Below are 24,235 nucleotides of genomic sequence, written 5' to 3'. Positions count from 1 at the left end.
AAGTATAAATCACCGAAAAATTCCACAATCAAATATGAAAAAAGAAGGAGCAGTTTCCCCAGGGAATTCTTGTGTCCTCAGGATCAAAGTGTCTTTTTTCTACTCTTGTCTCTAACCCCTAAACCCTTTAAAGTTCCCAAGGTGCAACACTGCCCAACTTTGTTATGAGTAAAAACCTTAATACCGTCTGGGTAGCTAAAACTAATCCCAGTCTGGCTAAAGTTAGCTCTGGAAAGGCAGTTTTAACTTCACCCCAAATACGGCACTGGCTCCAAAAATCTGTAAAAGCTCGGCTTAAATCTATCCCTAATTTTTCCCAATTCATCGCCCTACTATCATTAGGAAATATCAGATTATCTACCGCTTGTATTAACTCAGAAATTAAACATCTCTCTGCTGGGTGATTGAGGCGCAGTTTTATCTCACCATTCACCCAAGGTATTTGCATTGCTGAAACTAAATTGCCTAGTGACAAACTTTGCCAGTTATCTGGTAAAGCTTCCCTAAATTGTATTAGTCCTTTGCGTTGAGCTAGCAATATTAACGAGCAGCAGCGTGCATGAGCATACTGTATTGCAAATAAGCCAGAAGGTTTAATAATGGCAACGCCTTGCTGTTCCATGATTTCTCCATCTTCTCCTAAACCTGCAATTGCAAGATGTTGTAACCAAGTTGCTAAAAAAGAATCAGCTAACTCTAGATGAATCCACCCCGGAGCAACAATTCGCACCAGTAAGTTGTCTTGACAAATAACTGATAACTGGGAAGTGATAATACTTGCTATCTCCATTCCATCTCGATTATGAGATTTTGAGAGCCGTAGAGCTACTCCAGAAATATATAATATATTTTGATCATCTCTACCTTTGTGTAGAGGAATTTTGGTTTGTATTGTGCTTTGCTGTTTCTGATGATAGTTAAAGCTATCCACAACTGCTAGTAAATAACAGTATAGTAACTGTCTGATTGCCGTATTTTTACTTACTAGTAAACTATGATGCACTTGGTTTTTATGAGAGACTAGGTTTCATAAAATACTTGAGAGCTTGTCATCTGTCGTGAGATAGAATATTATTCCGATCGAAGAAAAATGAGAATAGCATAAAATTTGATAAATATTCGATGAATAATATGTAAACTTTACTACCATCATTGTACAGTAGGAAGTATAACAAAATAGTAGAGCGCAAATAGCCCTCTACTTTTTGGATGGCTGACGCTGTTAGGCGTTAAGCCTACCTCAAAAAACACAAAGACACTCCTTGCACCTTTTTATGTCGTCTTTGTCTTCAGCCGAACGCTCTTTGTTACCTATGCAATCTCCATCCTCCTTTTCTGAGGCATCACGTCCTTTTTTGACTTGGCAACGAATTCTTGACTGGGCTCAAGAACACTATCGCTGCCGCACCTTTAGCAAAGATGAGCGGATTCCAGCACGTCCTGGTTTGCTCTATTTAGTGCAGAGGGGTGCGATCCGCATGGTAGGAACCGCTCAGGTTAGTGCTACTGCAAGTCAATTGACTTCTCGGCGGATCAACAGAACCCCAGAAGAAGCCTTCTTGGGATTTGTAGGCGCGGGACAGCCATTTGAAATTGTTGCCCAGTCTCCATTCACGCTCCAATCCTACGCCCACGTTGACCAAACAGCCGTACTGTGGATGTACTGGCACGATCTAGACAACTGGCCTCACTTCCGTCGTGAAGTGATGGATGCCTTCAGATACCAACACCAGCGTAAGCTGCTGTGGCTCAGTGCCTTGGGACAACGGCGTACAATTGATAGACTTCTAGGATTTCTCACCTTGTTGATTGAGGAATATGGAGAACCAGCTATGAGTGACACTGATCCCGATGTCATTCGTGGTTATTGTCTGCCTTTCCCCCTTACCCATGCCCAAATTGGTAGCGCTATCGGTTCAACTCGTGTAACCGTCACTCGTTTGATGGGTAAATTGCGTCAACGTGGTTTAATTCTCACTCAAGGGGATAATTTGATTTGTTTGCCAGCAGAGTCAATCAATAGAGCTAGCTAAAGCGTAATTGACTGTTTATAGGGCATCTACGGTTGGGAACTACCAGTCTGATTAACAGCAATAACAGATTTCGGTCAAGTTTAACGGTCAAGCTCCGCTTATCAGTTCCTACCCCCGATCAGTCAGCAGTAAGTTGTCGCCAGCAACACTCACTTACTGCTCAGTTAAATCAATCTGTTTGACCACCACAAACAGATTGTGTAATCGGGCAAACTTACGTTTAAAAGCCTCAGTGTTCAATTTTTTCCATTGACTGAGAAATTCAGAGGACGATGAGTTCTCAGAGTGGAGTGATTCATCGCCTTTGCGGTTACACCAACGGCAAGGAGCAGTTTGAACATTGAGGAACCCATCTATGGGATACATTCAATAATTCATCAGGTATAATTTTTGTCATCCAAGCGCTCATTATCGCACTGGCTCAAAGTCAAATCCAGTACGAGAACGATCGCCAGTAACTATTCTGACAAGTTGAACTGGAGAGTTGCGATGGGCTACGCCCCGCCGTCGGCGATCGCCTGAACCGGCAAACCGAATTACACCAGAAGCACCAGTAGCAGAAAAGTCACCAGAAGAAAGAGCTTGCTGCACTCCAGAACGTGTAGGGTTGCTTTCTATAGTTTCATTCTTTTGCGACATGAACAAGTTTTAATTGGTTAAGATATTTTTATTATTCAAATTAGTGTACCTTTTTATCTCACTATTACTTGTTAATTACTTAATTCTGATAAATTCGGCTATTTCCAGCAATTTTTGTCCCTGGGGTGTTAAAAGCCAATTTGCATAGGCTTTTCCAGCTTGCTCATCTATTTGACCATTCTGTTTCACAATCACAAATAAATTACGGGTAATCGGGTAATCGCCATTGCGAAAAACTTGAATGTTTAGTTGGTTACGTTTATCGGGACAATCTGATGGAGGTATATAGGGTTCTTGATAGGGGGTGAAAAATTGCTGAGAAGTGCGACCTATTGGTAGTGGTTTAATACTACATTGAGGTACTATCTCTGGTGCAGAAGCGTAATAAATAGCACCCTTAATCTTAGCTACTTCTCTCAGAGCTAGAGTAGTTGTGGCAATGTAGCTAATATTTTGACCAAAATTGGCCTTTTGCAGGACATTATCAACAAAAAACTCCACTGTACCACCGGCCTGTTTCGTGCGAGTGATTGGTGTAATTAGTAAATTTTCTCCACCAACTTGCTGCCAATTAGTGATTTTACCAGTGTAGATACCTTGAATTTGGTTAACAGTTAAACCAGGAATATTTAGATCGTGGTTAACGGCGATCGCAATTCCATCAATAGCCACGGGAATTTCTTGTAGACTAAAGCCTTTTTTTTGGGCTTCTATATTTTCTGCTCCTTGAATTGGGCGAGAAGATTGAGAAAAAGCTAATTGATTATCAATTAACATTTCAATCCCAGTTCCCGAACCTGGGTTTTTAGTTGGGGGTTGGACATAACGCAAGATAAACTTAGGGCAAACTTGTTGCAATACAGAGTCTACATCTTTGCGAATAGGGGCCCAAGTGGTACTACCACCATAATTAAATGTTCCTTCCGATGGTATTTCACATCTGCTGGCTAACTGGTTTTTGCTATCATTTGTCCTAATTGGCAAGCTATCTCTAAAAAACCATAAGCCACTGAAGATTAAGCCAATCGGGATAATGCTTGCTAAAAAAAGGATCAGTGTTTCGTTTTTTTGAGACATAGTTGTCTATATAATCCCAGAAGTTTTTACATAATCCGAGACAGGAATTTATAAATAAGTCGAAATAGTGCTGTGATAGCGATCGCTATTAAACTGGCAGCAACGGATAGAAATACAACTTGCGGGATGACAATTTCGGGAATAAACAAGAGAGTAGCAAAGCTAACTACGGCAATAATCAATAAATTGAATTTTTTAATCCAGCGCTTTGTTTGAGCAAATATTAATAAACCTAAAATAACAGAGGCAAGACTTAAAGAAATTATTGGTGATTGAATTAAAGTAGAGAGAGCGATCGCAACTAATGCTGCCTCAAAGCCGCTAAAGGCTGCACCAGCCAATAATTCCCAGGTAGAAAAAACAGGTTTAGTTGTGTTATTACCTGTATTTGCACTTGTACTGGATTTTGACTTTGGGATGATCGTTGGTGGTGTTAAATACTGACCAAGAGCATCCAGCACTTCATTGGCTGACTGAAAACGCTCATTCACAGCAGGCAGGAGCATCCTGTCTAAAATGTAACTCAAATCCGGGTTAATATTGACTTTCTTCCACCACGTCCACTTATTTATGTAGGGATCGAACAGTTGGCTAGGCTCTTCACCTGACAATAAGTTGAGAATCGTTGCAGCTAAAGCATATATGTCGGTAGCAGGGAATACTAGATTGCCAGCGATTTGCTCAGGTGCTGCAAACCCCACTGTATAAATGCCAGTGGAAGAACCAGCAGATACGGAGGCGGCGGTGACTTGTTTAACTGCGCCAAAATCTAAGAGAAAAAGTCTACCATCTTGACGACGCATGATGTTAGAGGGTTTGATGTCTCGATGAATAATTTTTTTGTCATGGATGAACTTGAGTATCTTCAGAACCTCTTGCATTACCTCTAAGGCTTCTTGTTCAGAAAATTTACCCTTTTGGATTAATTCATCCTCTAAATTTTGCCCGTCGATGTATTCCTGCACTAGGTAAAAAAACTGGTCTGTCAGTCCTGATTGCAAGCTAGAGACTATTACAGGGAAATAAGCAAATAAATCAGGTATTTGCGCGTGTTCTTTGCCTATATAAGCTAATACTTCTGCTTCTGTTTCAAATAATCTTTCTGCTGTTTCCAACTGTTCTGGTGTTAAATTGCCAGCAGGTTGTAACTGTTTAACTACACAAAGAGGCATCCCCGGAATGCGGCGATCGCGTGCTAAAAAGGCTGCTCCAAACCCGCCCCTTTTCAACAGATTAATTGGCACGTATCGACCATCTAGCAATAGTGGCATACCACAGCTAGTGCAGTATTTTTGCGGTGTTGTCTTCAGCGTCGTCGTATCATCCAAATCAGGACAATGATTTTTTGGACGTAGACAGCGTGGACGAGTACAGTAAACTTCCATCTTAGTTTTTAGTCAATAGTCCGTAGTCAATAGTCATTAGTCAAAAGTTACTTACTATTGACTACAAGTACAGACGCGTAGACACTCTGAGAGGAGCTGCTCGTAAGAGTATAATCGCGTCTCTACTGACTTTTGACAAAATATTAGCCGTCGGAAGTGTTGGGGATGGCTGCATCCAGTACATTTACCACTAGTTTTTTATGTGCTAATTTTAACGCATCTTGATTCCAGTCAGGGGTGGCAAACTGGGGTAAAATCTCTTGACTAAAAGCTTCTGCTGCTTTGGATCTGTAACGATTAGGATTGAAAATTAGCCATAGTGTGCGCTTGATGACTACACCATCAATGGGGGTACAGTGCAGTACACCCATCTGTAATTCTTTAGCGATCGCACTATTAGAGACAAAAGCTGCGCCTAAACCTGACTGCACAGCATTTTTAATCGCCTCAATGGAATTCAATTCCATTTCAATCTTGAATCGCCTAGTATCAATCTCGCTGCGAGATAGAACTTGATCGATTACTTTGCGGATCGTTGATTGAGAGTCTAAAGTAATGAATTGTAATTTGTATAAATCTTCTTTTTGAATTGTTTCCAGTTTGGTGAAAGGGTGAAATACCGGGAGAATTAAGACTAGTTCATCTTCGGCATAGGGGACAATTTCTAGAGATTCTGTCAATTCACCAGGAATTTCCCCGCCGATAATTGCTAAATCCACTTGTCCATTAGCGACACTCCAAGCAGTGCGCCTAGTTGAATGGACGTGGAGTTGTACTGCCACATCCGGGTATTTCTGGCGGAACATCCCAATCATTTTGGGTAAAAGGTATGTCCCAGTAGTTTGAGAAGCACCGACAATTAAAGTGCCACCTTGGAGATTTTGTAAATCCTCAATAGCGCGGCAAGTTTCTTGACACAAACTGAGGATCTTTTCACCGTAACTCAATAGTAGATGTCCAGCTTCAGTCAACTGCGCGCGACGGCCGCCACGGTCAAATAAAGGGACATCCAACTGTCGTTCTAGGTTTTGCACTTGCAAACTAACTGCTGGTTGGGAGACATAGAGACTATCAGCGGCGCGTTTGAAGCTCCCTTCTACGGCGATCGCTTTGAGAATGCGTAACTGATCTAAAGTGAAAGGAAGGTCAGACATAAGGTTCAACCCACAAACTTTGAAAGGAGCAACGTTAGCAATAAATCATGTTTATAGCTTTGTAACTATTAGTACACGATGGCGCAAATAAAACGCTAATTCTAAATCAGGGAAAAGCTTAAGATATCAGCTTTTTGAATTTTGAATTTTGTAGCGCCTCGCTTCCCGCAGGATATGTTGAATTCCCCGTGGCGGTACTTGGCATGATTTATTGCATCTTATAACTTGGAGGCTTAAATCGAAAAAGACAGTACCACAACATCTTAATGAAAGTCTCCTGTTGAATACTTTGTGGTATTGGTTGTATGGAATTAACTTTTCTTTAAATTACTTCACTTGTGTATATGATGTTGAATCCTTGGTTGACTCCGAGTCATTTTGTCATGCTGGGGTTACAATTAACTTTTGCGATCGCCCACAGTGGCGGAGCAGCTTTGCGACCTTGGGCAGAAAAATACATTGGGCCAAGGCTTTATCGCATTTTTTTTGCATTAGTCAGTCTACCGTTGGCTGTCATATTAATTGTTTACTTTTTTAATCACCGCTATGAAGGGGTACAACTTTGGCAGGTACAGAACGCACCAGGAGTGAAGGCTGTAGTTTGGGTATTGTCAGCGATTTCATTTTTGTTTTTGTATCCTGCCACCTTCAATCTACTAGAAATTGCTGCTATTCAAAAGCCCCAAGTATACTTATATGAAACGGGCATTATTCGCATTACCCGTCATCCCCAGATGGTAGGACAGGTAATTTGGTGTGTTGCCCATACTCTGTGGCTAGGTACGAGCTTTACCCTTGTGACTTCTTTTGGGTTGATTTTGCACCATTTATTTGGAGTTTGGCATGGCGATCGCCGTCTGAGCAAGCGTTACGGCGAGGCTTTTGAAATTGTTAAACAGCGCACATCAATTATTCCCTTTGCAGCAATTATTGATGGTCGTCAATCCATGAAGTGGGAAGAATTTCTTCGCCCTGCTTATTTAGGAGTTGCTATTTTTGTCGCTTTACTTTGGTGGGCGCACCCCCTGTTGTTTGTAGCTACTAGTAGGTTAAACTGGTAGTTTCACATGATCCCCACTATCAAAAGAAAATACTAACTAAGTGAAAAATTCAGCCTATCAATTGCTACCAAATCAATGTAGGATAAATTGAAACAGCTGTTAGTGGGGGCCTGCTGATCCGTTTTGCAATTTTTATAGTGGCACATTGCCGAGCAATAAAATCTCTTGGGGAGTATCCGCCAAAGTAGCCAAAATACTCTTTCCAGTAGAAGCGATCGGCAGGACAAAAGCCTAAGATTAGTTTTTAAAATCTGCTGGCTTTTTTCTCAAAATCAAAAGCGATGTTGAAATATAGCTGCCATAAAACATTAACTAGCTTGCTAACTTCTTCTGGTGATAGCTAGTTTGATAGTAAAACCCTATAATTCTAGAGGCGTCATGGTGTTGTCGGTTAGTGAGCGGACATTTACTCAAGAAGTTTTAGAATCTCCAGTTCCGGTTTTAGTAAATTTTGAAGCGCCTTGGTGTGGATTGTGTCGCATTATCCACCCTTTGTTATTACAGTTTCAGTCTCAGTGTGGCGAACAAATTAAACTAGTTGGGGTTAACGCTGACGAAAATTTCAAACTTTCTAACACTTATCGCTTAAAGTCATTGCCCACCTTACTTTTGATTGAAAATGGGATTATTCGCCATCGTCTAGAAGGTTTCCGTGGCAGAGACGACTTAAGGCTGGCTTTAGAAGAAATCAAACTCAGTTACACCAACCGTCCTAAAGCATACAGTAGCTCGAAAACAGCAGACTTGGAATGTCGGACAGCATAACAATTCAAAATTCAAAATTCAAAATACCCTACGGGTTCTCCGCAAAAGTACAACCCTCAAGACAGTTGGCGTTGGAGATTTCAACCTTAACTCAACTGATGCTAAGTCTAGACTTAGCACAAAGTTCTGATAGCCGGAAATAGGCGATGAGAACTTTGTACAAAGAGGAGTCTTAAATCCTTTAATACTCACTGTCCGTTCCCCAAACCTTTGAGGGTACGGTTTTTTTACATTATAAAATTCAGTGGTTTGAGGGTTTAGCAGACCACGGTTGATGAAATAATGATTTTTTCGTCAGTTTTGCAACCGTCAGCCGTTACTGGATGAAAAACAAACACCTGTCAGATCCATGACTGCCCACCCTCCAAATATAAAACCATGCTTAATACCCCACCCAATTGTTATCGGGTGGGGTATTTTATCCTCAAGGGTGTGTGTCACAATTGTTAACAGTTCCGACACGTTAGTCAAGAATCCTAAAAGTAAGCGTCAGTGATGGAAGTAATCTATCAATATGCCTGGCTAATTCCGGTATTCCCTCTCTTAGGAGCAATGCTGGTCGGTTTAGGCTTAATTTCATTCAATCAAGGGACAAACCGCCTGCGGCAGCTAAATGCTGCGTTGATCATTTCCCTCATGGGCGCAGCCTTGGGTCTGTCATTAGCCTTGCTGTGGAGTCAACTCCAAGGACACCCTACTTATCTCCGCACTTTAGAATGGGCAGCAGCAGGCAATTTCCACCTGAACATGGGCTACACAATCGACAATCTCACAGCCTTAATGCTGGTGATTGTCACATCAGTAGCTTTGCTAGTCATGATTTACACTGATGGCTACATGGCTCATGACCCAGGCTATGTCAGGTTTTATGCCTATCTCAGCCTGTTTGGTTCCTCGATGTTGGGTTTGGTAGTTAGTCCTAACCTAGTCCAGATTTATATATTCTGGGAATTGGTGGGGATGTGTTCCTACTTACTCGTCGGTTTCTGGTACGATCGCAAGTCAGCCGCAGATGCAGCTCAAAAAGCATTTGTCACCAACCGGGTAGGCGACTTTGGTTTACTGCTGGGTATTCTGGGGTTATTTTGGGCTACAGGTAGCTTCGAGTTCGATGTTATGGGCGATCGCCTAGCCGAACTCGTCCAAACAGGTTCTATCAGCAATTTCCTGGCTGTCCTGTTTGCTATTTTGGTCTTCCTCGGCCCAGTTGCTAAATCTGCCCAATTCCCCCTCCATGTCTGGCTACCAGACGCGATGGAAGGCCCTACCCCCATTTCTGCCTTAATCCACGCGGCAACGATGGTGGCGGCTGGTGTGTTTCTGATTGCCCGGATGTATCCCGTTTTTGAACACGTTCCCGCAGCGATGAACGTGATTGCTTTCACTGGGGCATTAACGGCATTTTTGGGCGCTACCATTGCAATTACCCAAAACGACATCAAAAAGGGCTTGGCTTACTCCACCATCTCCCAGTTGGGTTACATGGTGATGGCGATGGGTGTAGGGGCTTACAGTGCTGGATTATTCCACCTGATGACCCACGCCTATTTCAAGGCGATGCTGTTCTTGGGTTCCGGTTCTGTAATTCATGGCATGGAAGCTGTTGTTGGTCATGACCCAGCTTTAGCGCAGGATATGCGCTTAATGGGTGGACTGCGGAAATATATGCCTGCTACCGGACTGACATTTTTGATTGGTTGTTTGGCAATTTCCGGTATCCCTCCCTTTGCTGGCTTCTGGTCAAAAGATGAAATTCTCGGTGCTGCTTATGCTGCTAACCCGTTACTGTGGTTTATTGGCTGGATGACTGCCGGGATTACCGCTTTTTATATGTTTAGAATGTATTTCTCGACATTTGAGGGCAAATTCCGGGGTAATGACGAAAAAATCAAGGACAAGCTCCTCAAAGCTAAAACAATCCTTCTAGAATTAGAGTCGGCAGAACCCGCACCTGTTTTTGGCCCTGGGGCAATGAAGAAAGGAGAATTGGCTGCTACTGGTGGTCATCATGATGGTCACGGTCATCACAGCAGTTCTCCCCATGAGTCGCCTTGGACAATGACTCTGCCATTGCTGGTTTTGGCTATACCTTCAATGTTGATTGGTTTAGTAGGTACACCCTACAACAACTACTTTGAACGGTTTATTTTTTCGCCCACAGAAAGCCTAGCTGAAGTGCTGGAAAAAGCGGCTGAATTTGACCCCAATGAGTTTTACATCATGGCTGGTGGTTCAGTCGGTGTTTCCTTGATTGGGATCACATTGGCTTCACTGATGTATTTGCAACGTAAAATCGACCCGGCGGCGATCGCTGCTAAAATTAAACCACTCTACGAACTATCACTGAATAAATGGTATTTCGATGACATTTACCAGCGTGTCTTTGTGCTTGGTTTACGCCGCCTCGCTAGACAAGTTATGGAAGTGGACTTCCGGGTTGTTGATGGTGCTGTGAATTTGACAGGCTTTTTCACCCTCGTCAGTGGTGAAGGTCTAAAATATCTCGAAAACGGTCGGGTTCAATTCTATGCCTTGATTGTCTTCGGGGCTGTTTTGGGCTTAGTGATTGTCTTCGGTGTTACCTAATTTTAATCAGGGGGTGGGCGGGTGTCTGCCCCTAAGTTTTTTCAGAGTCTAATTTAGACTCCTTTTTTTTGGCTTGAATTCTTCAGCAGTCTTCACTATATGAGGTTTTATGGTTTGTGCTTCCAGTAAAATAAGAAGTAAGCATTATAGTGGTCAGGGTATTTAACCACTTAAAAAACCCAGAGCCGAGAGGCATCAGCCAAAATTTCTCCACTCCCCTCATCAACGCCTAAATGCAACTTGCGCCATGTCTGCCTTTTAGCAACTCCATGTGTACGTACTTTCGATTCGCCTTCACCATAGACTTTTAATCCAGTCGAATCTACGACTACATGAATAGCCTGATCCTTAAATACTTTATTAACAATAAGTAGGTGGGTGTGATTATCGACTACGTACTGGTGTGGTAGTGTAAGTATGTTTGGTCAGCAAAGAGGAAAAGCATTGTTAAGCGAATATCATAGAAAAAAGTTACTGCATCACTTTTATTGTCTGGATGCCGATAATTCAGGCTTCATTGGGAAAGAAGATGCTGAGATTTTTGCTCAGAGGTTCGCCAAAATCCGTGGCGCAGAAATTGGTTCAAATATTCACAAAGATTTGTTGTTTAAGTGGCTTGATATTTGGGAGAATTTTTGGTCTAAAGCGGATTTGGATGGAGATGGTAAGGTAAGCTCTGAAGAATTTTGTCAGGGCATAGAGAAAGCAGTTTCAAATCCAGATTACAACGACCCTTTAATAGAGACTGTGTTTGACATTGTTGATTTAGACAGTGATGGTCACATATCACAACAAGAGCATAGTCTCTTCTTCAGTGTGTTTGACCTAGATGCTGAGCAATCAGCTTTTGTCTTCTCTAAGCTTGATATTGATCAGGACGGCATCCTCTCTAAAAAAGAGTTTGTTTCTGCTAAAAGAGAATTTCTAACTGAAAAAGAACCCGGTGCTGTAGGTAACTGGTTTTGGGGTTCTGTGGAGTGATGCACGCCATGATTTTGGGGTTTATAGGGGCATTGTTGCGTGAATAGGCAAAATGGTAGATACGAATTGGTGTGTCTTTTTTTCTTTCATGCAACAACCCTACTCTGATGTAGCAATCGCCACTATGGGAACGATTTAATCGGTGTTTCATTTACGAGGGCGGCAAACAGAGGGATTTTTAGAATCACTGTTGATTGATATGATATTGTAGGCGATCGCGCTTGATCTATGTATTTCTATGTCTTGTTAATTGCATCTTCAATCTCTTCTAAACTCACATCTGCCTGATCCGATTTTGCATAAATTGAGTAGAAGCAAGACACATTCAGGTGAGACAACTTGATAAATCAACCGATATCCACCACTCTTACCCGTAGGGATATCACTATTTTTTGCTCTAACTTTAAAAACGGTCAAGTCTATTGCAGAAATTTGATCGCCAATAAAATTCCCAGCCTATAGCTGATCAATAATGGGTTGAATGTCAATTTGAATTTGGCGATAGCGTTTAGTCAGAGTTTTGAGACAGCGCTTGAAAGGAGATGTGAACCTAACTTCTGCCATAAATCTAGGCTTTCATATCATCCCAAAGTTCCGACACTGGGAAACTCTGTCCTGCTGCTGCTTGTCGCACAGACTCCTGCAAATCGCCTAATATTTTTGCTTTTGGCTCTTGTTCGTCAACCCAACCTAAACGACTGACGTTATCAGAATTTACTGAACTCATCAGCTGTTGCCAAAGTTCTATAGGGACAAGTATATCTGTTGTGTCTCCATCTATGTTTGTGACATAACGAATCTGACTTTCAATTTGTGTCATTATCATAGGGTTAATTCTCTTGTCATGCTTTTTCTGCACCAAACAGCAGCGTGTGTTCTTAGCAATGCCTGGTTTGTGGCTACATCACAGCATCGACAGAGTTCTAGTTTAACTACTTTTTGACGAAAAATTGTTGACTTGGCGGCAGTACCCCAGTCGATATTCCATAACTCCTCAAGTCAAAAGATACTGCCAAGAAAAAAATAGGGGATTGCCAATTTGATTAAATCAACCTAACATTCAATGCCAAATCGTCAAAAAGCTGTTAGTTAATAAGCTAGTGGCTCATTGGCAAACATGATTTTAATAGCAGACGAATTGTGATGAATACAGCTAATTTCCCGTGGCTGACGACGATTATTTTATTACCGATAGCTGCGTCGCTACTGATTCCCATCATTCCCGATAAAGACGGCAAAACCATACGCTGGTACGCCCTGATTGTCGGATTGATTGATTTCGCTCTCATTGTTTACGCATTTTATACCAGCTACGACTTCGCCAACCCCAATTTACAACTGGTGGAGAGTTACCCCTGGGTTCCCCAACTGGATTTGAATTGGTCAGTGGGGGCAGATGGCTTATCTATGCCCCTAATTATTTTGACTGGATTCATTACTACCCTAGCCACCTTAGCAGCTTGGCCTGTCACCTTAAAACCCAGGCTATTTTACTTTCTACTCCTGGCAATGTATGGCGGTCAAATCGCTGTATTTGCCGTACAGGATATGCTGCTGTTCTTCTTGGTGTGGGAGTTGGAATTGATTCCCGTTTACTTGCTACTGGCAATTTGGGGAGGTAAAAAGCGGCAATATGCAGCCACCAAATTTATTTTGTACACGGCTGGCGGTTCGCTGTTTATTTTACTGGCATCTTTGACAATGGCCTTTTATGGCGATACAGTCACCTTTGATATGCGATCGCTCGCTCTCAAAGATTATGCTCTGAATTTCCAATTGTTGCTGTATGCTGGCTTCCTGATTGCCTACGCTGTCAAGTTACCCATCATTCCCTTACATACGTGGCTACCAGATGCCCACGGTGAAGCGACAGCACCCGCCCATATGTTATTGGCAGGTATTTTGTTGAAAATGGGTGGTTATGCCCTAATTCGCATGAATGCAGGTATTTTACCCGATGCTCACGCTTATTTTGCACCCGTGCTTGTGGTTTTGGGGGTAGTTAACATCATCTACGCTGCTTTGACATCCTTTGCCCAGCGTAACCTCAAGCGGAAGATTGCTTACTCCTCAATTTCCCACATGGGCTTTGTGCTGATTGGGTTTGCCTCTTTTACCGATTTAGGCTTGAGTGGGGCAGTATTACAAATGGTCTCCCACGGCTTAATCGGTGCAAGTTTGTTCTTCCTTGTCGGTGCGACTTATGACCGGACACACACCCTGATGTTAGATGAAATGGGCGGTGTCGGTAAGCGGATGCCCAAAATTTTTGCTATGTTCACTGCTTGTTCGATGGCTTCCTTAGCATTACCAGGAATGAGTGGTTTTGTAGCAGAAATAATGGTATTTGTCGGTTTTGCTACCAGCGATGCTTATAGCTCCACATTTAAAGTCATCGTGGTATTTTTAATGGCGGTTGGAGTGATTTTAACTCCAATTTATCTGTTATCAATGTTGCGAGAAATTTTCTACGGTCAAGAAAACGAAGAATTAGTTTCTCATCAAAAACTCATCGATGCTGAACCCCGCGAAGTCTTTGTCATTGCTTGTCTGCTAGTACCAATTATTGGCATTGGTTTTTATCCCAAGCTGCTGACTCAGATGTATGACTCTACAACTGTACAACTGACAGCAAGGTTGCGCGATTCTGTGCCGACCTTGGCACGAGAAAAACAAGAAGCACCAAAAATTTCTTTGAATGCGCCAGTAATTGGTAATTAACGGGTGCTTAATCATCTCAACTTATTTTTTTGTCAGAGCAGGTTTTATGCCTGCTCTTTTTTTTTAGCGCCAACATAGCGCAGGCTACGCCAACAAAAATCAAGAAATAATAAAACCGTTATACTCACAGGCTTTCAAGTCTGTCTCTTGTCCCCTGCTATACATATCCTTTAATCTCTTGATATTTCTTTTTTCTGGCTAAATAAAAGCAAATAATTCTGATTTTTCTCTTATCTTTATATTTTCTTAATATTTAAGACCTAAATTGAAACATAACAATGATTTTTTGTGGTTTTGGATGAAAAATCATACCACTTTGAAAAAAGAAGGCGACAGATACCCATAACCAAAGCTTTGTCATGTCTGGCTTTCTTAATTTTGAATTTTGAATTGGTATCACATTCCAGCATGGCTAAATCACAGCAACTCAAGTGACCTTGAATAGGAGAAATAAACGTGGTGGATGTAAAAGAAAAAGTAATTGTGGGCGATGTTCTCGAAAAACTTTCAGAGATTTATCCAGAACTGAAGTTAATTAGAGATGCGATCGCTAATAAGGTCGTGGATAATACAATTGTTGGCGACTCTTCCCTTATTCCCAAACAATATAATCTGAACGAGTTACAAAGCTTGCTCTCACCTAGTGAAGCATTGTCAGCAAAACTAGCGTTAGAAAATACTACCAAGTCATCATTAATCCGCATTGATGGAACAGAAAAAGATGATCTGATTATTGGTACTCCCTTCAACGATCTGATTTTTGCTGGTGGGGGTAATGATATTGTGATTGCCTTAGCAGGTAATGATATTGTCTTGGGTGGCGATGGTGATGATATTATCTTCGGTGGGCCGAGTTCGCCAACCGAGCAGGACGATGACATTCTCTTGGGCGGAAATGGTAACGATCTAGTTTATGCTGGCTTTGGTAATGACACCATTATTGGCGGGAGTGGAACAGATACTGTTGACTATCGTTTCCTCAACCAAGCAATTACCCTCAAACCAACTGGGATAGTTGATAAAGGAACCGCAGGGGTTGATAGTCTGTTTGAAATTGAAGAAATTATCGCTAACCCCACCCAATCCAACACCATTGATAACTCTACCGCCACAGGCAATGTTGCGATAAATGTTAATCTGGCGACTGGACAGTTAACAGTTACAGGTATTCCCGGTGGTAACTTGAATTTTACTGCCAAAAACTTTGCCAATGTTATAGGAACAAACAACAGCGATATAATTGCTGGTAGCATTAGTAATAACAAAATCCTCAGTGGCGCTGGCGATGATTACATCGTGGGTTCTGGTGGTAACGACTTCATTGATGGTGGATTCGGCTTTGACACTGTAGACTACAGCAATCTGGGACAAGGAATTATCCTGCAAGCAACAGGGATAATTCAAAAGGGAAGTTTAGGAACAGATCAGCTATTTCAGGTAGAAAGGATTATTGCACCTTCCGGTCTTTTCACACGCTCAATTAGCACTATTGATGGTTCTACTACTAGTACTACAGTTTCATTGCGGGTAGACTTATCCCAAAATAGTTTACAGGTATTGGGAACTGCTGTTGGTGACTTGAATTTCACTGTAGAAAACTTCTCTAATGTGATCGGCTCATCGAAAAGCGATCGCATTGTGGGTAACAATGGTAGTAACCAGATAATTGGTGGTCAAGGTAATGATGAGATTTTCGGTATAGCAGGTAAAAATACACTGATTGGAGTCGATCCTAACAGTCGTCGGGCAGGATTAGGTGAAATCGATACCCTAACTGGTGGTGTTAATGAAGATTTATTTGTCTTAGGCGATCGCAACCAAGCATACTATCAAGGAGGCGGTTCTGAAGATTTTGCTATCATTGTTGATTTTCAGTCTGGCTTTGATAAAATTCAACTTAATGGCACTATTGATAACTACTTCTTATTAGGCAATACTTCCATTTTCCGCACACCTTTCTCCATAACAGCTACAGACAATCAAATCAACATTGCTTCCTTGGACTTAGTAGCAACAGTAGCCAACGGCTTCAACTCTAACGATTTTGTGTTTGTCTAATAAATTTCTAGTAGTTTTCACTGAGAATAATCAAATAACGTGTATTCTTTTTGTATCAAAAATATGTACAACGAATACACGTTAGTCAGAATCTTGAAGTATGACGGACGAATCTTTGTGTTAAAAATACTTTTGAAAAAAATAAATATTCATCTGAGCAAAGTGAGATTGAACAAAAAGATAACAGATAAATTTATTTATTCAGAATTAGAACCAAAGCAAATATCTCATGTTAAACTACAACCCGTTACACTGTTTACCATCGTCTGAAGAGTTACCCGATTCTGATGATACGCCTGTGGATAATGAACTACAAGATTTAATTCCTAGCTTGTTAAAATCGACACTATCCTTAGTGTGGGCAGAGCGATGGAATTGGTACTTTGGTGTAAATATGGGTATATATTATGACCCGAAAAAGCCAGCAATTGTACCAGATGGGTTTCTCAGCATAGAAGTTAACCGCTTTATTGATGGGGACTTACGCCTGAGTTATGTATTGTGGGAAGAAAAAAAACCACCTGTTTTAGTGGTGGAGGTTGCTTCCCCAAAACATCTAGGAGAATATAGCAGCAAAAAAGAGTTATATGCTAAAGAATTAGGAATTTTATACTACGTTGTGTACAATCCTTTTCGGCGCAAGAAACCACCCCTGGAAGTGTATCGGTTAGAAGATGGGGAATATATCCTCATGTCAGGAGATTCGATTTGGTTGCCAGAAATTGGTTTAGGAATTGGACGAGAACGGGGAGTTTATCAAGGCATAGCGCGGGAGTGGTTGTACTGGTATGACGAGAAAGGGGAAAGGCTGCTTACCCCTGAAGAGCGTCTTTTGGAAGCAGAACAAAGAGCAAATCTTGAAGAATATCGACGTTTAGATGCAGAAAAACAAGTGCAAATTTTAGCAGAAAGGTTAAAATCACTAGGTTTTGAGCCAGAAACGATGGTTTGAAATTAATTACAAGCTACTTGTAATGAAATCATGGAGAAAATGAAAACTAGGTGTTACAACTAACACCTAGTTTTTATATCTCTTTTTTGTTGATTTAATTCAGAGAACAGAAGAGATTATCCAAACCTCCTCAAGATTTGATTCTTCTTGAGTGAGTCATTAGAATCTCATTAGTCATCATTTCCATTAGTTGTGCCACTTCCATTAGTTGTGCCACCATTTAAGCACTTGGCAAATGGTGACACTGTTATTATGTGACCCACTGCCATACGTGTTTTAATAGGTGATACTGCTGGAGTTGACCCTTCAGTACCGACATTACCACTACCACCATTACAACCACAACCACGCATAGATTTTCTAAAACCGCCAGCTAAAAGTTGTTGTTCATCTGTGGATAAATCAGCTAATAAATCGGATGCAATTGTTTGACTCAACATAATTAATTACCTCACTTACGTTACATAGGTTTTAATCACCTATGCTTCTGTTATAAATATATTTTTTTCAAAAAAAATTATCCTTTGGATATAAAAAAATATGCAGCAATTCTAACTTTAGGTCTTGAATTAAAACATTTAAAATGTTTTTTTTGCTCATAAAATATTCATGTTTCTTGCATAATTAATTCCAGAAAATAGATAGCACCCATACAGGTAAAATCCCTGCATGGGTGCAACATCGAAGTTTAAATTATGGAACTAGTTAGTCCGTTGATTTTGCCAAATTAAGAGAATCGTAAGCATCTCCTAACACATCTTCTAAACCTGAAACATCCTCCACTTCCACCTGTAAAACCTTCTTGTTGTCCTCCTGATAGAAGTTGCTGTTCATCTGTAGATAAATCAACAAACAAGTCGGTTGTATTTTTTTGGTTGGACATAATTATTTACCTCACTTACTTACATAGGTGTCTAACACCTAATAATTTTATTTTTCACTATTACTATCTTTTTTAAATTATTCTTTAGTTATAAAATATTTAATTAAATATCTAACTTTCGGTTTATGAGAAATGGTCATTATAATGAGATTTTTTTGATAAATGAAAGAATAGCAGAAAACTAGACACTAATAATAGTGCCTAGCTTAATTGTCTTTAGCAGAAAAGAGGAGACTGGCCAAAAATACTCACTCAAATAGAATTAGATTTTGGCAGTTTATTTCAGTTCACTCCACTCACTATTAACTGGATAATTTGCGTACACTAATAATGCCGACGCTTCTAACTCTATAACGACGAGTCTCGCCGGTACTAGCACCGCTTACAGTTTCACTTTCACCTTCACCTTCTCCATCTTCAAACCATTGACCACCAGCTAAAGATTGCTGTTGATCTAAGGATAGATCCTCAAGTAAGTTAGAAACAAGCATTTGGTTTGACATGAATTTTTTACCTCACTTACGTACAATATAGGTTTGTTATTACCTATGTTTTTATTATGAAATAATTACTGTATTTTTAAATTAGTCTGTGGTGGTATTTATAAAATAAAAATTTATTTCTTTTGAATCATGAATTGCAAATAAAATAGCATTTTTGTGGAGGATTTAAAGCTCAAGCAAATATAGAAACATAATAAATTATATCCCTAAAATATACATATTATATTTATGATATTTTTTGCTAAAAAGATGATATTTAAGTAAATAAATATAATTTAGCCTATCAAAATTTTCCTGATTATTTTTTGTGTAGTATCTTTTCGAGGGCGAAAAATTTTTATAAAAAGACTAATATATCAATATTTTGGTGGGCAATATCCACCAAACGTATACTGAGATTTTGACGCAGAACCGCAGGCTATGCTAACAAAAATCAAATCTTATTTCTGTATAACGAAAAATCATATTTATTCATAGTGATAAGAATTTTAGATGTTCTCCTTGTTGAGAGAGAAAATATTCTAAAGTTCCTTGTAGTTGTACTTTACCTTGATCTAGTAAAACAATCCAATCAGCGCGATGGACTACGCTGGGACGATGGGTAATAAGAATTGTGGTTTTACCTTGGCGTGATTCTAAAAGTTGATCAAGAACTTGAGTTTCACTAACTGGATCTAATCCTGCTGTTGCTTCATCTAAAATTAGTACTGGTGGATTAGTGAGAATACCTCTGGCGATCGCTAATCTTTGTTTTTGTCCTCCAGAGAGATTTGCCCCAAATTCACCTAACACTGTTTGATACTTATTTGGTAGTTGGCTAATAAAACTATCAGCATCAGCAATTTGACAAGCCGTGGCAATTTCTTCAAAGGAAATATGGGGACTTCCTAAACGAAAGTTCTCTAAAATTGAGCGACTCCAAAAATGAGGTTCTTGGGGTACATAAACTACTTGCTGTCGCAAACAATCAAGGGCAAGGTCATGAATATTATAAAAACCAATGCGGATATTACCAGAATTTGGCTCATATAATCCTGCCATGATTTTGGCTAAGGAACTTTTACCACAGCCTGACTTGCCAATTAAAGCAATGATTTTTCCTCCTGGTAGCTTGAGGGAAAAATCTTCTAATAGGTCAACTCTACCAGGATGGTGAAAATTGATATGGGAAAAACGAATATCCGCATCACTAGAGATTTGTGCAAATGGTTTTTGAGATTTATCATCTACTTCTGGAGTAGCATCAATCACTTCCAGAAGACGAGAGATAGCAGTTTGGGAACGAAAATATTCATCCACTAAACCTACTAGAGAACTAATTAATGTCAGCACATTAACTTGTAGAGCATTAATCGCTAACATTTGACCAATGCTTAAATTCCCCTGAATTACTAAAATACTTCCTAGTCCTAATAAAACTACGCCGCCGATAGTAGAGAGAAATTTAGAAATAGTGTTGTTGATAATGCCAATTTGAATAGTACCAAAAGTTAAATTTGCCAGACGACCAAAACGATTTTGTAATTCATCCCAAAATTGTGGAGCTGCATTTGTGGTTTTAAGTACTTGTGCGCCTTTAAAAGTTTCTACCAAAACGCCTTGATTTTCTGACCCCAATACTAAAAGGCTGCGAGTCTTTTGTTGTAAGACTGGTAAAAATGGCAAAGTAGATAAACTCATCAACACGCCAATGAAAATTACAGCTAATGCAAGTTGCCAACTATAAAACACCATTAAGCCAAATGAAATTATTGCAACAAAAAATTGGCTAGGTAAAAGCACCACAACCTGTGATACTAATTGGTTGATTTCATTAATATCTCTGAGTCGGCTGGTGATTTCTCCACTACGACGAGCTTCGTAATAAGTTAATGGCAATTGCAGAATTCTTCGCCCAAATTCCAACACTAAACCTAATTGCAGTCGTTGGCTAAAATGGGCAATCATAGTAGATTCTAGTATTTGCATACTACTACTAAATAAATTCATCACAACAACGGCTATCACTATGACAGTTAGTAGCTGAGTATCGCCGCGAACTAAAACATCATCTGTCAGCAGTTGAATCAGGACAGGCGCACCTAAAGCCAATACACCCAGGACAATGTTGATCATAAAAACCTGGGATAGTAGCCCACGATAAGGCAAGATGCGCTGGAGAAAGCGGGTAAATCCTGGCTGTGGTTTGTCTTGGGGTTGTTGCGAGAAGCGCTGGTGATCTGGCTCCATTAAGAGCATGACCCCATTCCAAGCGGCTGTGAATTCTTCACGGTTGATATAACGAATACCTACAGCTGGATCGGCTATGACATATTTGTTTCCTCGTTTACCGTATAAAACCACCCAGTGATAGCCCCGCCAATGAATAATTGCTGGTAGTTGAATTTCTTTGATTCTGTCTAAGATTGCGGGTGAAGCTTTAACAGCTCTGGCGTTAAAACCTAAATTTTCAGAGCCACGTTTAAGACCTAATAAAGTTGTGCCTAGCTGTCCAGTTCCTACGGCTTCGCGGCTTTTATTCATGCTTAAAAAGCGTCCGTATTGCCGACAAATTGAAACTATACAAGCAGCTCCACAATCTTCTTCACTTAACTGCAACACAGAGTGATACTTTTTTCGCGGTTGGAAGAAGTTCAACATAATAATTCTTAATTTGAGTGCTGAGTTAACATGAGTTTGATAAACCTCTCCCAAACCCCTTTCTGAAGAGGAGAGGGGCTTAAATATGAAAAATTAGGCTTTTTAAGCCTCTTTCCTTGTAGAGTAGACTTACACCTCCACAGGAAAGCAAGCTATGGAGAGGAATTTTTAGTAGAACTCACTTTGCCCTTTGCTTCCTGCTTAAATTACAAATCTGCGATTAATCTAGCTTTGCGGAGAATGAAGCGTAACACTGTTTCTTGGCGGGAGATAATATCTGCTTTGCCCTGCATCCCGGCTTTGAGTTGGCATCGCCGATCGCCTCTACCAACATATAGGGTTTGTGGTTCTACAATTACCTCATAGGCTGTAGCTTTAGTGACATTAGCTTGTGGGTTATTGCTAGTTACAGGTAAGGCATCTGGTGCAACTGTTTTGACCGTCCCTTTAAGAGTTCCGTAGTCTGGATAGGGACAAGCTGACACCTGCATTTGCACTTGTTGACCCGGTTTGACCTTGTTGATATCTTGAGCCTGAATATTAGCTTTAATCTGTATTGGTGCATTCAAAGGAGCAATCTGAGCGATCGCTTCACTCGGTTGGACTACCTGGCCAGGGTTACGCAAATTCAATTGCAGCACTGTACCGGCAATGGGTGCGCGAATCACACTCTGATTCAGGTCATTTTCTGTTTGTTGCAGTTCTTTAGTAGTTCTATCTAGTTGTTTTTGAAATTCTAAACGTTGTTGCAGTAAGGTTTCTCTTTCTTTTTTCAAAGCTGCTAAAGTAGCTTCACCCCTGGCTTGTTCTTGTTTAATTCGTTCTGATGCTACAGTCACGTTAGCATCACTGGGATTTATCGCTGTTCTTGCTTTTTGCAAATTTGTTTGAGCAACTATCAAAGCTTGCTCTTTTTCTTCTTGGAGATTTTTAGCGTTAGCCTTGGCTTGTTCAAATTTCGCCTCAGCCGATTTGACAGCCTGTTCTTTCTCCTCTAAGAGATTTTTGGCGTTAGCCTTGGCTTGTTCAAATTTCGCTTCAGCCGATTTGACAGCCTGTTCTTTCTCCTCCAAAAGATTTTTGGCGTTAGCCTTGGCTTGTTCAAATTTCGCCTCAGCCGATTTGACAGCCTGTTCTTTCTCCTCCAAAAGATTTTTGGCGTTAGCCTTGGCTTGTTCAAATTTCGCCTCAGCCGAAATTATTGCTTGTTGTTGTTGTTCTAGGAGATTTTTGGCATTACTCCTAGCTTGAGCAAGCTTCGTCTCAGCCGATAATACAGCTTGTTCTTTCTCCTCGAAGAAACTGCGAGCGATCGCCCCCGATTTTACTATCGGCTGTAATCTTTCTCTCTGCACTCTAGCTAGAGTCAAGGCGGCTTCTGCTTCTTGTACAGTTGCAGTTAACAAGTTGTCTTGTTGTAAGCGATCGCGTTGTCTTCTAGCTAAGTTCAAGGCTGTTTCTGCTTCTTGTATAGTTTTGGCTAAGAGTTGTTCTCTCTGCAATCTTTCTTGTTGCGCCTTGGCTAAGTTCAAAGCGGTTTCTGTTTCTTGGACAGTCGTCCTTAACAGCCTTTCCCGCCGCAGGCGATCGCGTTGTTCTCTAGCCAAGTTTAAGGCGGTTTCTGCTTCATCTACGGTGGTTTTTAAAAGTTTTTCCCGTTGTAGGCGATCGCTTTGCACCTTTGCTAAATCTAAGGCGGCTTCTGTTTCTCGTACAGTTGCTGTTAAGAGCTTTTCCCGTTGCAGACGGTCTTTTTGAATTCTGGCTAGAATTAAGGATGATTGTGCTTGAGTCATATCAGCCGTAGCTTTCACCTGCTGATCTGCATAGTTGCGTTGTGTACCACTGAGTTCAGCTTGTGCAGCAATAGTTGTACGCTCATTTAAGTTTGTCTGTGCTGTAATCTGAGCATCGATTTCTCTCAATTGGGCATCGATTTTATGGAATTGTAGTTGACTTTGCTGAATAACGTTCTGTAATTGGCTCTTTTGAGTCTGGAGGCGAGAATTATCAATTAGAGCGATCGCTTGTCCTTCAGCCACCATCTGATTTTCTGCAACATCAATGTTGAGAATTTTGCCACTAATCAGCGATTGAACCAACTTGAGTTCTCCCACAGGACGAATAGTTGCAGGTACTTTCACTGTCACGTTGTACTTGAGAATAGATGAAAGAGCTATCCCGGCGACAAAGATACAGAAGACAACTACCCCACCAATACTTGTCCATTTACCAATATGGGGAAGAAACTCATTAGCCTCCAATATAGGAAGCTCCTCTGGAATTTGCTGATTGGAACGATGCCAAAAATCATTTTCTTGGCGGTGTAAGGTGTTCACGATATTGCACCTTTATATATGAATGTGACAGAAATAAAGCTATTAAATGATGTGTTCGTTTATTTTCATGGACGCTGTTATTCACAGCTTCACAAGTTGATTTTGCCGATTTATAAAGCAATATTCCCCCATTCACTCTTCAATTTGGGATTTACGATTTTAGATTTTAGATTTTTTAATCCACAATCTAAAATCACCCCTCCCCACTTGCATAATTGGCTATAATAGAATATGGGGAATAAGAAAAGGATGCGCTATTAGCTGTGCCTGCTTTTCTTTAATCTCTAACGTGAATAACGTATAGAGCAATATAGAGGAGAACGCTCAGACTCCCTCAAAAACCTCACTTACGTTGAGCGAGTTAGTATCATCTCCTCTCCCCTTTTTTCAAAAAAAGACACACCAAGAAGTTTGTTAACATACTTCAACATTAGTCGTCACAGATAGGGTTTATCTAT

The 24,235-nt window shown here is 40.6% G+C and carries 20 protein-coding genes and 1 pseudogene; 8 read left to right on the top strand and 13 right to left on the bottom strand.

What is annotated here, in order from left to right; translation table 11 throughout:
• Positions 1–127 precede the first annotated feature (127 nt).
• A complete protein-coding gene (locus H6G18_RS03060) occupies positions 128–931 on the bottom strand; it encodes a DALR anticodon-binding domain-containing protein (RefSeq protein WP_313954412.1) in 804 nt (267 codons plus the stop codon).
• A 343-nt stretch (positions 932–1,274) separates the two neighbouring features.
• Here H6G18_RS03060 and H6G18_RS03055 point away from each other — a divergent pair, with 343 nt between their 5' ends.
• Positions 1,275–2,033, top strand: a complete 759-nt coding sequence (locus H6G18_RS03055) for a Crp/Fnr family transcriptional regulator (protein WP_190405605.1) — start codon at positions 1,275–1,277, stop codon at positions 2,031–2,033.
• 153 nt (positions 2,034–2,186) lie between these two features.
• On the opposite strand, the gene H6G18_RS03050 is transcribed toward H6G18_RS03055, so the two are convergent.
• The 5 genes from H6G18_RS03050 to H6G18_RS03030 all read right to left on the bottom strand — a co-directional run bounded on the left by H6G18_RS03050 (position 2,187) and on the right by H6G18_RS03030 (position 6,288).
• Positions 2,187–2,399 carry a hypothetical protein gene (locus H6G18_RS03050; protein ID WP_190405604.1) on the bottom strand — a complete coding sequence of 71 codons (213 nt, stop codon included), beginning with the start codon at positions 2,397–2,399 and terminating at the stop codon, positions 2,187–2,189.
• Positions 2,400–2,441: 42 nt separating this feature from the next.
• Positions 2,442–2,672, bottom strand: a complete 231-nt coding sequence (locus tag H6G18_RS03045) for a hypothetical protein (protein WP_313954411.1) — start codon at positions 2,670–2,672, stop codon at positions 2,442–2,444.
• A gap of 75 nt (positions 2,673–2,747) precedes the next feature.
• Positions 2,748–3,749: a substrate-binding domain-containing protein gene (locus H6G18_RS03040; RefSeq protein WP_190405603.1), complete on the bottom strand. Its 1,002-nt coding sequence runs from the start codon at positions 3,747–3,749 to the stop codon at positions 2,748–2,750.
• Positions 3,750–3,775: 26 nt separating this feature from the next.
• A complete protein-coding gene (locus tag H6G18_RS03035; protein ID WP_190405602.1) occupies positions 3,776–5,134 on the bottom strand; it encodes a serine/threonine-protein kinase in 1,359 nt (452 codons plus the stop codon).
• A gap of 143 nt (positions 5,135–5,277) precedes the next feature.
• Entirely contained in the window at positions 5,278–6,288 is a 1,011-nt protein-coding gene (locus tag H6G18_RS03030; protein WP_190405601.1) for a LysR family transcriptional regulator, read from the bottom strand.
• Positions 6,289–6,632: 344 nt separating this feature from the next.
• Between H6G18_RS03030 and H6G18_RS03025 the strand changes: the two genes are divergently transcribed.
• The 3 genes from H6G18_RS03025 (at position 6,633) to H6G18_RS03015 (ending at position 10,700) form a co-directional block, all read left to right on the top strand.
• The gene (locus H6G18_RS03025; RefSeq protein WP_190405600.1) at positions 6,633–7,349 is read left to right on the top strand and encodes an NnrU family protein; all 717 of its coding nucleotides are present in this window, start codon (positions 6,633–6,635) and stop codon (positions 7,347–7,349) included.
• Positions 7,350–7,727: 378 nt separating this feature from the next.
• Positions 7,728–8,114, top strand: coding sequence for a thioredoxin family protein (locus H6G18_RS03020; protein ID WP_190405599.1), 387 nt, complete (start codon positions 7,728–7,730; stop codon positions 8,112–8,114).
• A gap of 495 nt (positions 8,115–8,609) precedes the next feature.
• Entirely contained in the window at positions 8,610–10,700 is a 2,091-nt protein-coding gene (locus H6G18_RS03015) for an NAD(P)H-quinone oxidoreductase subunit 5 (protein ID WP_190405645.1), read from the top strand.
• A gap of 197 nt (positions 10,701–10,897) precedes the next feature.
• Here H6G18_RS03015 and H6G18_RS03010 read toward each other — a convergent pair.
• Positions 10,898–11,038: pseudogene (locus tag H6G18_RS03010) on the bottom strand (transposase); the annotation flags it as partial.
• Positions 11,039–11,117: 79 nt separating this feature from the next.
• Between H6G18_RS03010 and H6G18_RS03005 the strand changes: the two are divergent.
• Positions 11,118–11,681 (top strand): EF-hand domain-containing protein, encoded by a 564-nt coding sequence (locus H6G18_RS03005; protein WP_190405598.1) that lies wholly within the window; start codon positions 11,118–11,120, stop codon positions 11,679–11,681.
• Positions 11,682–12,249: 568 nt separating this feature from the next.
• Here the strand turns inward: H6G18_RS03005 and H6G18_RS03000 are convergent.
• The gene (locus H6G18_RS03000) at positions 12,250–12,507 is read right to left on the bottom strand and encodes a hypothetical protein (RefSeq protein ID WP_190405597.1); all 258 of its coding nucleotides are present in this window, start codon (positions 12,505–12,507) and stop codon (positions 12,250–12,252) included.
• 317 nt (positions 12,508–12,824) lie between these two features.
• On the opposite strand from H6G18_RS03000, the gene ndhD1 reads away from it, so the two are divergent.
• The 3 genes from ndhD1 (at position 12,825) to H6G18_RS02985 (ending at position 17,412) form a co-directional block, all read left to right on the top strand.
• Positions 12,825–14,402, top strand: coding sequence for a photosynthetic/respiratory NAD(P)H-quinone oxidoreductase subunit D1 (ndhD1, locus tag H6G18_RS02995; RefSeq protein WP_190405596.1), 1,578 nt, complete (start codon positions 12,825–12,827; stop codon positions 14,400–14,402).
• A gap of 456 nt (positions 14,403–14,858) precedes the next feature.
• Entirely contained in the window at positions 14,859–16,460 is a 1,602-nt protein-coding gene (locus H6G18_RS02990; RefSeq protein WP_190405595.1) for a calcium-binding protein, read from the top strand.
• Between the two features lie 229 nt (positions 16,461–16,689).
• On the top strand, positions 16,690–17,412 hold the full coding sequence (locus H6G18_RS02985; protein WP_190405594.1) for a Uma2 family endonuclease: 723 nt from the start codon (positions 16,690–16,692) through the stop codon (positions 17,410–17,412).
• 170 nt (positions 17,413–17,582) lie between these two features.
• On the opposite strand, the gene H6G18_RS02980 is transcribed toward H6G18_RS02985, so the two are convergent.
• The 5 genes from H6G18_RS02980 to H6G18_RS02965 all read right to left on the bottom strand — a co-directional run bounded on the left by H6G18_RS02980 (position 17,583) and on the right by H6G18_RS02965 (position 23,777).
• Positions 17,583–17,852, bottom strand: coding sequence for a hypothetical protein (locus tag H6G18_RS02980; protein ID WP_190405593.1), 270 nt, complete (start codon positions 17,850–17,852; stop codon positions 17,583–17,585).
• Positions 17,853–18,117: 265 nt separating this feature from the next.
• On the bottom strand, positions 18,118–18,246 hold the full coding sequence (locus H6G18_RS24935) for a hypothetical protein (protein WP_277875556.1): 129 nt from the start codon (positions 18,244–18,246) through the stop codon (positions 18,118–18,120).
• A 351-nt stretch (positions 18,247–18,597) separates the two neighbouring features.
• On the bottom strand, positions 18,598–18,798 hold the full coding sequence (locus H6G18_RS02975) for a hypothetical protein (protein ID WP_190405592.1): 201 nt from the start codon (positions 18,796–18,798) through the stop codon (positions 18,598–18,600).
• A 471-nt stretch (positions 18,799–19,269) separates the two neighbouring features.
• Positions 19,270–21,438, bottom strand: coding sequence for a peptidase domain-containing ABC transporter (locus H6G18_RS02970; protein WP_190405591.1), 2,169 nt, complete (start codon positions 21,436–21,438; stop codon positions 19,270–19,272).
• A gap of 206 nt (positions 21,439–21,644) precedes the next feature.
• Entirely contained in the window at positions 21,645–23,777 is a 2,133-nt protein-coding gene (locus H6G18_RS02965; protein ID WP_190405590.1) for an HlyD family efflux transporter periplasmic adaptor subunit, read from the bottom strand.
• Positions 23,778–24,235 lie beyond the last annotated feature (458 nt).

This window comes from Anabaena subtropica FACHB-260 (assembly GCF_014697105.1).
GTDB classification, from domain to species: Bacteria; Cyanobacteriota; Cyanobacteriia; order Cyanobacteriales; family Nostocaceae; genus Trichormus; species Trichormus subtropicus.
Note: the sequence above shows the minus strand (reverse complement) of the source record. Positions and strands in the feature narration are given on the sequence as shown.